We start from the raw sequence: 14,891 nt of genomic DNA, 5'->3' as shown, positions 1-14,891 counted from the left end.
TTGTCAATCACACGTGGGATAGACATCACAGGTGCGTCCATCCGGCATCTTTATAGGTTTGAAGTCCGTGTTATTGGGCTCGCAAGCGCCCTGCTGATCATCAAAGCTTTTCCCCCTGCAGCGTTTCCAACCTCCCGGTACAGCTACCCACCGCCGGTCAAAAGCCGGTTCTTCCTGATCCGTAAGCGCCAGTACCAGCCTGAGTTTTTTTCCAGGTAACAGCTCGCGTTGCACGACACCGCCCGCTCGCACTTTCTGCCGCTGCCCTCCTGCGTCCAACGCTTTGCACTCCAGAATTTTCCTGATTGCATGCAAGGGCCCTACCGTGCGAAAAAACCACCTGCATTGACCGGCCAGCTCCTGCACACCTGAGTCAGGCATCCCTGCTACGAGCTCAGATTCGACAGGATCTGCGAAATAGATAGCGGCTGAATCTCCACCGACATCTGCGTCGCGCTCGCCCCATTTCGCATAAATGTCGAACTCCACGCTCTTCAACACCGATGGGCATCCCTCAATGGTTTCAGTCAGCGGCAGGTCATAGCTCACTCGTTCGACCACTGGTTTGTAATCAGCAATAAAGATCTTCCGCTCTGGCCTCTTGCCTCGACGTTGCGGCAAGGTGCACAACTGGTCCCGCGCAGGACCGTAGTTAGCCGCCCCCGTAAACCGAAACTCCGCAGGCAAATCCACCTCCAACGTAAAGTGATTGACCGGCCCCACCGCACACCCCGAAAGCCACACCGCACCAAGCCCGACCAATGCACCACGCAGGCGCTTATTCATGCTTGCCTCCCAACCTGCGCCACTGCGCGGACACTCGTTCGAAGTGGTCTCCAGGCGTTTCTGCGTGCAGTGGCGGCCACTGAATCACGCAGGTACGCGTTGCCTCTTCCAACCTGCGCACTACCAGGAATTCAAGCTGTTGCGGCTCACGCCATTGCCACGCACGGGCCTGTTCCAATACCTGGGATAACCAGATTCGAGGGTCCTGGAATTCAACCAGCGCGGCGAGGTCTTCGCTGTGCTCGGTCAGCAGGTAGCGCAGGACATTGGCGTGCAGGATGGCCGCCGTATGGGGGTTGGGGGTGTTGAGCCAGGGTGCCGCAACTGGCACCGGATACTCACCGGGGGCCGGATTATCGATGTGGTGCCACTGGCCCTCGTGCCAGTAGCACACGCTGATCAGCGGGCCGAGGAACACTGGCCAGTGCTCACTCGGCAGATGAGCCAACACGCGAGCCAGGGTTCGGTTGTCGTGAAAGCGATACAACGCCTGGCCACCCTCAAGCCCTACCAGCATGCGCTCGCGCCAATGTCGGACCACACCGGCCAGGTCGTCGTCGGGCAGGCTTGCCAACCAACCCCAGTCGGCCTGCGGATGCTGCAGCAGGTCGAACAGCGCGGGCTCACTTGCCTGCTCCAATAGCAGAATCACCGGACCAACCGCTGCCAGTTCGGCCACGGCGCTCTCACCGTAAAGACTGCAATACTGCGACAGATGACGGGCCGCCAGCAGCGGCTGGCGTGCATCATGGTTGCCGTCAAGAATCAGACACAGTCGGCGGCCCGCCTGTTGCTGTTGGGCCATCCAGCGGCCAGGCATGCTCTGCATCAAGCAGCCCTCCGCTTGATGTCGCACTGGCCTTCGCGGCATTGCTCGCACACAGGACAAAAATCAGCCCCCAACTGCCGGGCCAACCCCATGACGACGCCTTGTGCGACCGCCATTTTCGGCCTGGCTGTTGCTGAAAAGGCGCTCGCGGATGAATTCGGGGGTGGCGAGCCGCCAACGGTAATGGGTTTGCTGGTGAAAATACCGCCGGCCTGAACCAGCACATACTCGCCCCCGGCCCTGAGGCTCAGTTGCGCGCCCGCATCGATGACCAGGCTGGCGCCTGCCTTGAGATGGATCTGTTGCCCGGCTTCAATGACCAGCAAACGCCCTACCCGTGTCTGACTGTCGCCTTGCACGTCCAGGTGATCATGCGCTTTGAGCTCGACATTGCGATCACCCCCGATATGACGACGCTCGCCGCTTTGCAGGTGAGCCGTGCTCAGTCCCCGGATGATTTCGTGGCGCTCTCCGACGACCTCCAAGCGGCTGTCGTGACCCACTCGCTGCTCCAGATCACGCTGGGCGCGCAGGTAGATGAGCTCCTCGCCACGGCGATCTTCAAGGTGCAGTTCGTTGGCTCCACCGCCGCCTGGCGAACTGCGGCTGCGCAAGACACTGCGGGTACCGTGCTGCGGCAAAGGATAGGTCGGCATGTGCAGCGCATTGGGCAGGCAGCCGTTGATCAATGGCCGGTCGGGGTCGCCCTCCAGGAAGGTCACCAGCACCTCCATGCCCACGCGCGGAATCATCATTGCGCCAAAGCCATCCCCCGCCCAACCGGACGCTACCCGTACCCAGCAGCTGCTTTTGTCATCAGTGTTTTCCAGGCGATCCCAATGAAACCGTACCTTCACCCGGCCATAGGCATCGCAGTACACCTCCTCGCCCGCCGGCCCTGTCACCGTGGCGGTCTGGCTGCCATTGATGGTCGGCTTCGGGTGCTTCAGACGCGGCCGATAAGGCGCGCGCCAAGGTGTTGCGGTGAACCGGTTGCGGTAGCCCTGAAATACGTCCGTCTCAACCACCGCTTCCTCAAGTACCTGCGGTTGATAACCCTCATGACGCACTGACGTGATCAACCAAAGGTCGTTGCAGGCCGGATCGGGGTGATCGCGCAGTTCGAGGAAATGGCCGCAGCTCAAGGCAGCTTGATCACTGCGGCCCAGCGCGTGATGACGGTCGCTTTGATGGCGTTCCAGGCTACGACGCGCCAATTGTTTGCCCCGTGCACGGTCACGGAAGCCGCCAGGGTAGCGATAATCCTCCAAAGGTTGCGCCGAGGCAGTGCCTGCCGTGTCGTGCAGGCGCAACAACGGGTGCTCGAAATCATGATCGCGACGAGCCGTATGCCGAGTGCGGGTTTCCAGGCGCACCTCGAAACCCTGGATCATCCCCGATTCGTCGACGTGGTCACGCACCGGACAATAGCGCTGCACAGGCAAGCGCCGAAACACCGTCTGGTCGTCACCAAACACCAGCACGTGATTGTTGGTGCTGTGGCGAAAATGGTAGTGAATGCCCTCCTCTTCACACAGGCGCTGAATGAAGTGCAGGTCGGTTTCGGCGTACTGCACGCAGAACGTGCGTGGCGGATAGACCACCGGGCCGAGTTCGAAGCAATAGGCGTCGGCAAGGATGCCGTGATGCTCAAGCACCGCAGCGATGATCTGCGGCACGCTGCGCTGCTGGAAAATACGCTGGTCACGCCGGTGGGCCAGGCATGCCAGCCGGGGAGCCAGGGTGAGGTGATAACGGGTCAGCCGCGCGCCCGGATCATCGCGGCCGATGGCGTGGATTTGCCCGTGCAGTCCTGCGTCCGCCGCGCCGAAGTCAAGATAGGCAGGCTGATGGAGCAGTGCCTCAAGGTCCAGCGAGGCGTTTTCACTGACGAGCTGCAGTTGAATGAAATAAGGCTGATCAATGACTTCATTGCCTTTAAACGCGAGCACTTGAAACTCGTTGGCAATCTCTGGAAGTATCAATTTGAAACGTGACGACATTAACGCACTCACCATCCGTAGTTACCCATCATCAAAGCGTTGACTGAAAGGCTTTCTCCCGTCGGATGTTGATCGAACGGCTGGGAAAAAGCGCCTTAACGCAGTGAAGCTTAGCGATTTCAGGCGAAATGCGGCCGTTCAAAAACAAAAAAGAAGTTTCGTACATAGGGGTCGGAAGTGTCTTTTACGAAACATGACAGCGCATTAATAACGCAACTACAGACAACAAGAAAATTCCCACACTAACTTTACAAGCATAACTAACTAATAAAGAAACAGCTGACACTCACCCACGCCATCAGCTGCTCTATCACGATCAGGTTTGAGCCCTTGCAGTCCCGAATAGACTGACGCTCAGCACTGTTTCACCCTGGCTCTGCAACCGTACGGGCGCTGTGCCACCTGGCATGACCACGGCCACTACGCCGTCCGTGACCCAACCTGCTCGCCATGCCGCGCACGCCACGGCACTGGCGCTGGTCCCCGAGGACGCGGTGGGCCCTTCTCCCCGCTCAAACACCCGCGCGATCACGTGATTGTCCGAAGATCGGGCAGCCCATTGCAGATTGATTCCGGCACGACACGGTTGACCACGCCCAAGCGGCGGTGCGAAGGCAATCGCCTGCAACAACCCGAACAGTTCCGGCTGTTGCATCGACTGATTGTCGGGTAACGCGCTGGCATGCTCGACGAGCGTCACGCAATGAGGGTTGCCCACACGTACAAACTGACTGCAGGCCCATTGCGGGTTGACTGCAGCCAGCGCGGCCACGTGACTGAACTCACGCTCCCTGACCGCAACCGCATCAACACCCGTAGCAGCCACTGCGTCGGGGCCGAACATTGGTAGCCCCAATGCCAGCCAGAAACCTGCCACCTCTTCGTACAACGCCGGCTCAACGCGGGTTGCAACAGGCGACGCCGTGGCCGGCTGGTCATGGTGCACGCGCAATTCACACGCCTGAACCATCAAGCCCTGATCGGCCAACGCCTGCGCAAAAATAGTCAGACCGTTGCCGCTGCGTTCGGCGAGGGAGCCATCCGTATTGACGATCAGCAGGTCGAACGGCGGCGCGGATTGAAACGGCCCGACCAGCAAACCATCGCAACGGTGCGCCTTTGCATTGGCGGGTCGGGGCAACGCGCCCCAGCCGCACTCGGAAGTGATTGCCGACGTTGCCCAGTCTTTGCGAGTGTGCGCCGCCAAGTCAGCACGCTCGGGCACATCAACACCGCGGCTGCGCAGATAGGCCGGGCTGACCACCGCATAGATATTGCCCCGCGCGTCGTAGAACTGGGTCATTTTGCCACCCGCGTGAAAATCTTCATCGGCTTGTCCGTCCAATTGCCTGCACAGTGGGCGGCAGCGTATTACAGAACTGTCGACCGGGTCATCCGCAGGGAACCCGGCTCGCTCGAGAGCGCCTGATATGCAAGGATGTCGCGCCGGACATCGTTCGCTGAACGCAAAACCAAGGATTTTTCATGACTGCCATTCCCACTCCAGCGCCCGTGGTTCCCGGGCGACTGGAACAAATGTCGACCCGTATCGCTTTTTTCATCGCCGGCTTCGGCATCGCCGCCTGGGCGCCGCTGGTGCCGTATGCCAAGGCACGCGCGCAACTCAACGAGGGCACGCTGGGTCTGCTGCTGTTGTGCCTGGGAGTGGGTTCGATCATCGCCATGCCGGTGGCCGGTGCGCTGGCCTCACGTTACGGCTGCCGACGCGTGCTGACGGGCGGCACGATCATGATCTGCCTGGCCCTGCCGATGCTCGCGACGGTCAGCTCGATCCCGCTGCTGATGGCCGGGCTGTTTCTGTTTGGCGCCGGCCTGGGCACCGTGGATTCGACGGTCAACCTGCAAGCCGTCATCGTTGAGCGCGCCAGCGGCAAAACCATGATGTCGGGCTTTCACGGTTTGTTCAGCCTTGGCGGCATCGTCGGCGCGGCGGGGGTCTCCGGGTTGCTCGGCCTGGGCCTGTCGCCGTTGCAGGCAACCCTGGTGGTGATCGTGATCATGGCGGTGGCGCTGCTCAAGGCCGGGCCACATCTGTTGCCCTACGGCAGCGAAAGCTCGGGCCCGGCGTTTGCAGTGCCTCACGGGGTGGTGCTGTTTATTGGCTGCCTGTGTTTCATCGTATTTTTGGCTGAAGGCGCGGTGCTGGATTGGAGTGCCGTGTTCCTCAGCGCCGAGCGCGGCCTGGATGAGGCTTATGCCGGCCTCGGCTATGCGGCATTTGCCTTGACCATGACCGCGGGACGCTTGACCGGCGATGCCATTGTGCGCCGGCTGGGCGCCACCCGTGTGATTATCATCGGCGGCTCGCTGGCCACCGCCGGCATGCTGCTCGCCACGCTTTTCCCGGCCTGGGAAACCGCGCTGCTGGGGTATGCATTGGTGGGCGCTGGTTGCTCGAACATCGTGCCGGTGCTGTACACCGCCGTCGGCAAGCAAAAAGTCATGCCGGAACACATCGCGGTACCGGCCATTACGACCCTGGGCTATGCCGGCATTCTTGCCGGCCCGGCCATGATCGGCTTTATCGCCCACGGCAGCAGCTTGAGCATCGCCTTTGTGCTGGTCGCGATGTTGCTGGCCGGCGTGGCCATCAGCGGCAAAATTCTCAAGGTGTGAATTGCCTGCCGCACACGGCCTGGACGCTACCGGGCCTTGTGCATCTGGTGCTGTTCCAGCCAGCGCTCCAGGCTTTTGTTGCACAGCCAGCCCTCGTGCCTGGAGCGGCCAAACAAGCGCTGGTTACTGGCGCGCTGCAACGCGCGCAATAAACCTGGGCGCTCGATGATGTTTTTTGCCGTGTACACACAGTGTTCACTGTATTTCTTTCTGGGCAATCCGGTGGTGGGTTCAAGAATCGGCCTGCCCAGTGAGTCGCTGTCATCGGGGTCATTCATCACCACTTTGAGCAGCGAAATATCCACGTACTCAAAGGTTTCAAAGAACACGGTGCGGTCCTTGAGCGTGTCCCTCAACTGTTTGAAGTGACCTTGCAGCGCCTGCACGACGCTGGCATTGCCCTGGCCATGGAAAGGGTCCTGGCTGAAGGCGTTGGGTGAACTGTTGCCGCGCAATGCGCACGCGGCTTCCAGGCTGTCGCGGGTGATATAGCCGTCGCAATCGATGATCGCGTCGCTCAGCAGCGGGCGCTTGAGAATTTCCCTGACCACCAGGATCATGCGGTCGCGCACGTCATTCACCCTCACGCTTTTCGGCTGCAAATTGGCGCAGCGAAGACGGCGTCACACAGCCCCCCTCGCTGTAGTTTTCAAACACGTCAAAGTTCTTTCGCAACTCGAGCGCCAGTTGCCTGTCGGTGAAGCTCGGGCCCGGAAGTGTGGTGTCTGCGCGAGCCGCTGGCGCGTTCTGCAGCGCCTGGTGCCGCAACGACGGCAAGGTTGCGCGCAAGCCGTGCCGCCGCGGCGGCGGCAGGTCTTGCGCAACAGACTGATCCTCGCAAAACGGCTGTGCCACAGGCGGCGGCGAAGGCCAGCGAACCTGCGGGCCGCCCATGGCCGTTGGCAGCATGCGCGGTAATGCACCCTCAATTGTCATACGTCATCTCCCGACCTTTTGCTGATCTGCGCTTGCCTGAAATTCAACACCGAGGTGTTCCGGATCAGTGGGTTAATTGCGTAGGAGCAAGCAACCGATGTGTGGCGAGTTGGGCACGATAGTTCCGGGCAGCGGCTGAATACCAATAACAGCATGTAAAAACTCTGAGGCGTTGGGTCAACCCGACGTTCTCCCGCGCCAGACAGTTTTCAGGCCATTGATCAACACAGCCCAGGCGCCCGACCATTTGCTTTCGTTGCGGCTCGCCTCCCCAGGCGCAAGCATGCCGCGGGCGAAATCATCGGCGACCGGTGCCCGGAACTTGCACTGCCCCGCGAACACTTTCATGCGCTGCACTTCTGCCGCGTACCCGTTCGGCGGGGCCGCAGGCAGAACGTCATTCGGCAGCTCTTGCCCTGCCACTGATGTTGAGCGCTCAACGTCGGCGCCCTTGGCGAAGGTGTCGAGACCACCCCTTGGGCAGGGTTGAAACGAAGTTGAAGTCATATCCAGGCCCTGATTCATGTTCTGAAAAGACCACCGAGTGCGCCAAGCCGTTGGGCCCATTCAACGCAGCAAGCGCCACGAAGCGTTCGCCGCGCCGATTGCATCGCGCGTACCCAATCAGCGGGACAGTGCGACCAGGATTTCAAACACGTTGATCCGGCCATCCGCGTCTGCGTCCATTTTCTTCAGCGAACCGCCGCGGCCGGTAAACGCTTTACTCAGCTGGATTAAATGGTCGATCGAAGGGATGCCCGTCATGGGGGTTTTGCCCAGTGTCTGAAGGTCTTTGATGTTGATTTCGTGCCCAACGTAATCTTTCAATTGATTGAAATGGTTGAGCATTTCCTGGGCTATTTGTTTGTCATCCTTGTATTTAAAGGGGTTGTCGTCACGAATGAGTTTAGCCAGGGCATGCAGGTCGGTTCGACTGCCAAGGGCGTCGATCATGCCGGTACGTCGCAATACCTCTCTGGCTGTGCGAATGTTTTCATTCAGTTTGGGATCACTGCCCAGCTGTTTTGCCGCCATGTCTTTAAGGGTGCGAGCACTCAGGGTTTTGGAGTGACTTGATCCGGTGAACGCAGCGAAGTTGTTCAGCAGCAACTGCGCCAGTTGGTCATTACTTTTATGGGCGTAGACGAGGTCTGGTTTACCCGACCCAACCGGCACAGGCGTTGGCGGTACGCCGTTGTGATGAGCATGCGCGTCGGGGCGCTGACGACCAAACCAATGGCCCATTGCATGTTGAAACTGCTGCATGAAACCCTGTTGCGAGGCCGAGTGAGTCATCGCCGGCGCCCAATGATGATGATCAGTGTGACCCTGGGCTGTTTGCTGATGAACGCCAAACACCGGCCCGGAAACGTTGACCGACAGGTTATAACTGACGTTCCCGGCACTGTGGCTGTGGTAGGACGGCGCAACAGAAAACGAGCGGTTGGCCCTGGCTTCGGGCTTGGAATCAGCCAGCGCCGTGTCAGTGGTTGATGAAACAGAAACAGACGTATCGAGAGCCGATACCGACATAAGTGCCTCCAGTGCAAGGGGATCGATTACCAACCTGCTACGCCAGCGTGACGTCGAAGTCGTTCAGGTTTCCCCCTGTGTGGCGCCTCTGTCGGAATAGGTTCCTGACCCGGCAGCAGGTCGCTTAACTGCCTGTAGGAAAGCCGAAAAAAAATCGCAGCCCCAGGGCTGCGATTTTTCGTGTCAACGGCAGGTCAGAACCCGACGCTTGCCTGTACGAAGAAGGTACGTGGTTCGCCAAGGTACAACCCGGCGTTGTTGTCGCTCGAGCGCGTGTAATGTTGTTGGTCGAAAACGTTTTTCACGCCCACGCCCAGTTTCAGGTTCGACAGTTGCGCACCAAAGTCATAGCCGCTGCGCACGTTGACCGAGACATAACCAGGAATATCGCCGTACTGGCCATCGGCAGTGCCCTGGGTGATGTAGGTAGTGCCAGCGCCCGGCGCTCGTTGCCCGGACTGGGCATAGACGTCCAGGTTATGGGTCCAGTGATTGATGTCGTAACGCAGGCCCGCCGTTGCCACTTCACGCGAATACAGCGGCAAATCGCGGCCCTTGAACGGTACATCGCCTTCAGAGGTGGCCTTGGTGTAGGTGAAACCGGCGCTGGCGGTGAGGCCGTCCAGGCGCGGGTCGAGGTTCGACAGGTCGTAGTGGGCCGAGGTTTCGATGCCCTGGTGCTTGGTAGCGCCCAGGTTGGTCCAGCCCACGTCGTTGCTGACGTATTGCAACTCGTCCGAGAAGTCGATGTAGAACAACGTCACTTCGCCGCCCCACACGCTGTCGTTGTAGCGCGTGCCGACCTCGTAGGTCTTGGCTTTTTCCGGGTTCAGGCCATCGGCCGTCTGGTTGACCCGGCCGCCCTGCCCGATCTGCGCATACTGCAGGCTGCCGAACGAGGTTTCGTAGTTGGCGAACAGCTTCCAGGCATCAGAGATGTGGTACATCACGCTCAACGCCGGCAAGGGCTCGTTGCTTTCGATCTTGCGATTTTTCTCCACGGTGCGCACGCCGTTCAGGGCGACCACCGGGCGATCATGCCAACGGGTTTCGATGTTTTCGAAGCGGATACCCGGGGTGACGGTCCATTTGCCGATATCGATTTTGTTATCGAGATAGAACGCATTGGCGACGGTGCCGCCGGTGCGGTCCTGATAAACATGTCCATCGTTTTGGCCACCCGGCGTCGGCACATTGTCGACCAGATTCAAGCTGCTGGCTTGCTCATGCATGCCTTCTTTGAGGTAGCGGTAGCCGAGACTGACTTCCTGAGTGCTGGGGCCCACGTCGAACACATGCGACACACGTGGCTCAATGCCGAAGGTGTAGTAGGTGCGCGGGTAGGAGCCGATGGTCTTCAGGTCACGGTTGGCAATGTTGCTGCCACGGAAACTGTCGGTGTAGTAGGTCAGCACTTCGGCCTGAGTACGGTCATCGATCTGCCGGATGTACTTGAACGACACGTCCTTGCGGCGGCCGCTGAAGTTGTCGTAGTCGCGCACCGACTGGTACGGATTGGCGTCGAATTGCTTCTGGGTCAAGCCGCCGGGCATGTCGGCGCTGGCGTCGTAGTAGTGGAAATTAAGCGAGAAATCGTCTTGATCAGTCGGCGCCCAATGAGTCTTGAGGATCACGTCGTCGATGTCATTGGCGTTGTTGCTGTCGCGGTAACCGTTGCCGTTGACGCTGGTATAGAGCAACGCGACGCCAATCCCGTTGTCGGCGGTGCCACCCACAAAGGCGTTGTCGACGTGTTTCCAGCCACCGTGTTCAGCCGTCTGCAAAGTGGTGCCGACTTCCCCGGAGAACGTCTCGGGAATGGCGCGGGTGACGAAGTTGATCACACCGCCGACGTTCTGCGGTCCATAACGCACGGAACCGGCGCCGCGCACCACGTCGATGCTGTCCAGGTTGCCGGCGGAAATTGGCGCCATCGACAGTTGAGGCTGGCCATACGGGGCGAACGCCGCCGGTACGCCGTCGATCAGCACGGTGGAGCGTGGCGACAGGCGCGACGTCAGGCCACGAACACCGACGTTCAGGGAAATATCACTGCCACCGGTGCCGTTGGATTCCTGCACCTGCACGCCAGGGATACGGCGCAGCACGTCACCGACGTTCATTGCGCCCTGCTCAACCATGGCTTCACGGCGCACCACCGTGCGCGCGCCAGGGTGGTTCTGCACGACGGCGGCGTTCGCATCGCCCAACCAGTCGCCGACCACCTTGATGTCAGTGACGCCCAGCTCCAGCGGCGAGCCCGCTTCACCGGTGCCGGTGCTTTGCGGGCGCAGGGTCACAGAGCCGGCGTCGATCTGGTAATCCAGGCCGCTGCCTTGCAGCAGCTGGCGCAGGGCTTGTTCGGGCGAGAGGTTACCGTCCACCGCAGGCGCTTGCTTGCCGGCGACCATGTCCGGGTTGAAAAACACTTGCAGGGAAGTCTGCTGGCCCAACTGGCTCAACGCTGCGCCCAAAGGCTGGGCGCGGATGTGGATGCCGTCGCCAGCATAGGCCGCAGGCAGCGCGGCACTGACGGCGAGCGCCAGCGCCAGGGACGCCCAGCGGGAAATTTTATTGTTGTAGACGGTCAGTTTTTTCACGTCGAACCTAGTCCTGTGATCGCAAGAGTGTGCGGCTGTTAATGCAAACCAGTTGCAGGAGAAGACGAAGAACTCGGAAAAAACCTGAATCTCAGCGGGAAATAATTTCCTGGCTGCCATCGGGCAAGCTGCGCAGGGCAACCGGCAGTATGTGCGGCAAGGCTTTGAGCAAGGCGTCGGTGTCGCGGGCGTTGAACACACTGGTCAAGCGCAGGTTGCTCACCGCCGCCGTGCTGACCCGCAAGGGCTGCTCACGGTAGCGCGATACTTCACGGGCCACTTCGCCGAGGGTGGCGTTGTTGAACACCAGTTTTCCGCTGCGCCAGGCGGTCAGTTCATCGGCATTCACCGCGTAAGCCGCTGCGACCTGCCCCTGGGAATCGATATGCGTGCCGCGGCCTGCCGTGAGCGTGACCCTCTGATCCGTCGAGCGCCCCTGTACCTTGACGGTGCCGGCCTCGACCACCACGCGGGTCTGGTCGTCGTCACGGCGCACATCGAACCGTGTGCCGGTGACCGTCACCTGCCCTGCCCCGGCGACCACGATGAACGGGCGACGGGTGTCATGCTCGACGCTGAACATCGCTTCGCCTTGCTTGATCTCCACACCGCGCCGGCCATTTTCGTAGTGCACCGCGACCACGCTGCGGCTGTTCAGGTCCATGACCGAGCCGTCCGGCAAGGCCACTTGGCGATGCTCACCCACGCGCGTACTGAATTGCGCACTGTAGGGTGTGGGCCGATCCAGCCCGCTGAACAGCCCGAGGCCCAGGGCAATCGCCACCACACTGGCGGCGACGGCATAACGCACAACGGCGCGGCGTCGGGGCCGCTCGACCGGCGCCTCACACAACGCCTGCAAACGTGCCTTGGGCAGCAGGTCTGCGGCGCTCCACATCCCTTGCAGCACATCGAATTCGTACTGGTGCTCGGGACGCTCGTTGCGCCAGGCGTCGAAGCGCTGGCGTTCTGCGCTGCTCAAGTCGGCCTCTTGCAGGCGTACAAACCATTGCGCGGCTTCGTCGCGAGCGCGGCTATCCATCATGGAAGGTCCTGTGTCAAAGCGGGTCATGGGGCCATCGCATCCAGGCGGTCACGCAGATGCCGCAAGGTGCGGATCATATACTTTTCCACCATGTTTTTAGACAGGCCCAGGCGCACGGCGATTTCCTGCTGGGTCAGGCCCTCGATTTTCTGCCAGATAAATACCTTGCGACAGTTGAGCGGCAACTCGGCCAGGGCCCGCTCGATGGAGTCCGCCAACTGGATCGCGTGCATGAAATGCTCCGGATCGCCGCTGTGCGGCGAACGCTGATCAAAGGCTTCCAGCGCCAGCGACTCACGCCGATCTTCACGGCGATAGGCATCAACGGCGATGTTGCGCGCGGTTTGATGCAAATAGGCGCGCGGTTGCTCAACCTCGCTGGAACGCGACTCAAGCACCCGCACGAAGGTGTCGTGGGCCAGGTCCTCGGCCTGCTGACGGTTTCTCAGGCGGCGTGTCCAGGTTCCGATCAACTCTTCGTAGTGCTCGAAAAAGCCTGTTCTGCGGGGCGGCTGAGGAGTCATCGAGTGAGCACTGAGGAGGCGGGGCGTGAATAGTAATGTTTCCTATTAAGTGGAGCAATTGCTTCGCGTCGCCGAGATTGTGATTCCCCGGATGCGGCGTCGCTCCACCGCACACCCCATACTTGCAACGCCTAATCAGGCTACACCATGCCTGAGTTCCAACGTTTGATGAACTGACACAGCAGCTCAACTTGCACTCGCAAATCGAGAGGGCTGTAGTCAGGTATATGATCAGCAACGTAGGCGGATGCTACCTTGACCTTGTTGGCTGTTTTGCTCTTTTGCGCATGCTGCTTTTTGTAGAGCAAACGGTTTGCCCAAATACTGGTTCCCCCTGTTCGTGCCGCCGACGGATGGACTGCTTTGATTATTTTTTCCAGTCGCAGGGGATCTAGATAGTTTTCCACCTCACGTCCCTTCGTCACCCATACATGCCGGTTTGGGTGGTGACTGAAAGCATTAACAATGCGTTGCTTTGTGACGTTGATCGCTTTATCGACGCCGCTCTTATCACTGTCGAGCAAGATCGCTGAATGTCGATTCAATCTAATCAGGCTAATAAGATCCTCAAGGTTGTCATCCCCTTCCTCGCCATCATCATCTGCGGTCAGATGGCTCAGCAAACGCCCACCGTAAAACATGATTGAATAATGAATACCTTCACGCAGAGAGGGCGCCAGCCCGCTGATCCAATGGTTTAAATAGGTACGATCAGAAGGCCCTTCAACCCAGATTACGCAATTGGCCTGCAAGATATCGGAAGCCATATACCCCATCCGGTCAAGAATTTCGCTTAGGTCTGGCTTGCAATCGATGTAGGTACCGTGGCTCTGGAAAATCTTCAATTTTTCCGTAGCGGCAACATTGATCAATGCTGCGGAATGCGTGCTGATAAATAGTTGTTGTGTTCGCTCACTGGCAATCTGGATCAGCGTCTCCATCAAGTAACGCATCAGGGTTGGATGCAGATGGGTTTCCGGTTCTTCGATCAGACACACTGCGCCTTCCGGACACGTCCTCAGCCAGCTTGCAATCCAGGCGAACGTCTTCCAGCCGGATGGTAGCCAGTGGCCCTGCAACTCGTTAGACATTCGATGATCATCATCCAGCCAAACGCCGATGATCCCGGGCTCGCTCAGATGAAACGAAACATCGTTGAGCAGCGTCTGCCCCCTCTCCTCCGCCCTAGGAAACACCGCCAAACCGAGAAGATGGTGGCGGATGCTATTCAACGCCTCAACGAATGCCTTATCGAACGCCTCTTCAGGTTGGGCACTAGCGCGATAGCAGATGCACGAGCAACTGAAAAAGCGTGGGAACGGGCTGAACGGTGCATTTTTATAAAGCTGACCCGACACATTCACCTTTCGACGCGCCAACCTTCTTTGATCCGAGGAGTATTGCCATCCACCGTCATGAGCCTGAGGCGGTGGCAAGAGCAATTGTATGCAACTTGCGTAACGCAATGCTTCTTCGGGATGTTCCGCCGCACCAGAGGAAAAGAGATAACCCCAGCGCTCGCCATTACTGAACTTGACACCGTAGGAGGGATTACTCTGCCTGGGAGGATTTTCCCGGGGGAGCGAAGCCAAGATCTCTGGGTACCGCAGGCCTCTCAGCATGTCGAGGATTGTCGATTTACCGGCCCCATTCTCGCCAAGCAACACGTTTACCTGCCCCGTTTCTAATGGGCTCGTTTCGAACAACATGTCGAAATGCGCCTGCGCTGAAAGGTATTGAGGGACGCTCTGCTGGGGAGAATTGAGGGTACGAATGCCAGAAAACCAAATATGCGAAATATGCATGAGCCCAAAACACGCTGATTGATGTTCCTGCGTATCGGCGGCATTCCCCACTTCCTGAACCTGTACCTGACGACATCTCCAACGATAACGCCTGAGCAGGATAAGCAGCCATCGTCGCATTTGAGACAACCGGTGAACTTCCGCCCCGCGCCGCCAGTCAGCTGCAAAGACTCTCTTAAAACGGTGGGTGGGC

At 59.5% G+C, this 14,891-nt stretch carries 13 protein-coding genes; 1 reads left to right on the top strand and 12 read right to left on the bottom strand.

What is annotated here, in order from left to right:
- Positions 1–3: 3 nt before the first annotated feature.
- The 4 genes from ABWL43_RS09960 to ABWL43_RS09945 all read right to left on the bottom strand — a co-directional run bounded on the left by ABWL43_RS09960 (position 4) and on the right by ABWL43_RS09945 (position 4,921).
- On the bottom strand, positions 4–786 hold the full coding sequence (locus ABWL43_RS09960) for a hypothetical protein (RefSeq protein ID WP_145163334.1): 783 nt from the start codon (positions 784–786) through the stop codon (positions 4–6).
- Positions 779–1,615 carry a DUF4123 domain-containing protein gene (locus tag ABWL43_RS09955; RefSeq protein ID WP_404487543.1) on the bottom strand — a complete coding sequence of 279 codons (837 nt, stop codon included), beginning with the start codon at positions 1,613–1,615 and terminating at the stop codon, positions 779–781. Before ABWL43_RS09955 ends, ABWL43_RS09960 begins: the two co-directional genes overlap by 8 nt.
- Positions 1,615–3,633, bottom strand: coding sequence for a type VI secretion system tip protein VgrG (locus ABWL43_RS09950; protein WP_404487542.1), 2,019 nt, complete (start codon positions 3,631–3,633; stop codon positions 1,615–1,617). Before ABWL43_RS09950 ends, ABWL43_RS09955 begins: the two co-directional genes overlap by 1 nt.
- Before the next feature lie 301 nt (positions 3,634–3,934).
- A complete protein-coding gene (locus ABWL43_RS09945) occupies positions 3,935–4,921 on the bottom strand; it encodes a diaminopimelate epimerase (RefSeq protein WP_404487541.1) in 987 nt (328 codons plus the stop codon).
- Between the two features lie 182 nt (positions 4,922–5,103).
- On the opposite strand from ABWL43_RS09945, the gene ABWL43_RS09940 reads away from it, so the two are divergent.
- On the top strand, positions 5,104–6,255 hold the full coding sequence (locus ABWL43_RS09940) for an MFS transporter (protein WP_145163328.1): 1,152 nt from the start codon (positions 5,104–5,106) through the stop codon (positions 6,253–6,255).
- A 26-nt stretch (positions 6,256–6,281) separates the two neighbouring features.
- Here the strand turns inward: ABWL43_RS09940 and ABWL43_RS09935 are convergent, their stop codons facing one another.
- From ABWL43_RS09935 to ABWL43_RS09900, 8 genes are all read right to left on the bottom strand, one after another.
- The gene (locus ABWL43_RS09935; RefSeq protein ID WP_242227726.1) at positions 6,282–6,827 is read right to left on the bottom strand and encodes a type III secretion effector protein; all 546 of its coding nucleotides are present in this window, start codon (positions 6,825–6,827) and stop codon (positions 6,282–6,284) included.
- Between the two features lies 1 nt (position 6,828).
- Entirely contained in the window at positions 6,829–7,164 is a 336-nt protein-coding gene (locus ABWL43_RS09930) for a hypothetical protein (protein WP_145163326.1), read from the bottom strand.
- 204 nt (positions 7,165–7,368) lie between these two features.
- Positions 7,369–7,716, bottom strand: a complete 348-nt coding sequence (locus ABWL43_RS09925; protein WP_404487540.1) for a type III secretion protein — start codon at positions 7,714–7,716, stop codon at positions 7,369–7,371.
- A gap of 99 nt (positions 7,717–7,815) precedes the next feature.
- Positions 7,816–8,724, bottom strand: coding sequence for a hypothetical protein (locus ABWL43_RS09920; RefSeq protein WP_404487538.1), 909 nt, complete (start codon positions 8,722–8,724; stop codon positions 7,816–7,818).
- Positions 8,725–8,918: 194 nt separating this feature from the next.
- Entirely contained in the window at positions 8,919–11,324 is a 2,406-nt protein-coding gene (locus ABWL43_RS09915) for a TonB-dependent siderophore receptor (protein ID WP_404487537.1), read from the bottom strand.
- 91 nt (positions 11,325–11,415) lie between these two features.
- A complete protein-coding gene (locus ABWL43_RS09910) occupies positions 11,416–12,369 on the bottom strand; it encodes a FecR family protein (RefSeq protein ID WP_404487536.1) in 954 nt (317 codons plus the stop codon).
- Positions 12,370–12,392: 23 nt separating this feature from the next.
- Positions 12,393–12,893 (bottom strand): sigma-70 family RNA polymerase sigma factor, encoded by a 501-nt coding sequence (locus tag ABWL43_RS09905; protein ID WP_404487535.1) that lies wholly within the window; start codon positions 12,891–12,893, stop codon positions 12,393–12,395.
- 140 nt (positions 12,894–13,033) lie between these two features.
- Complete coding sequence (locus ABWL43_RS09900; RefSeq protein WP_404487534.1) at positions 13,034–14,698, bottom strand: ATP-dependent nuclease; 1,665 nt, start codon at positions 14,696–14,698, stop codon at positions 13,034–13,036.
- Positions 14,699–14,891: the final 193 nt, after the last annotated feature.

This window comes from Pseudomonas sp. HT11 (assembly GCF_044875395.1).
Classification (GTDB): domain Bacteria; phylum Pseudomonadota; class Gammaproteobacteria; order Pseudomonadales; family Pseudomonadaceae; genus Aquipseudomonas.
This window is presented reverse-complemented; position numbering and strand designations above follow the sequence as displayed.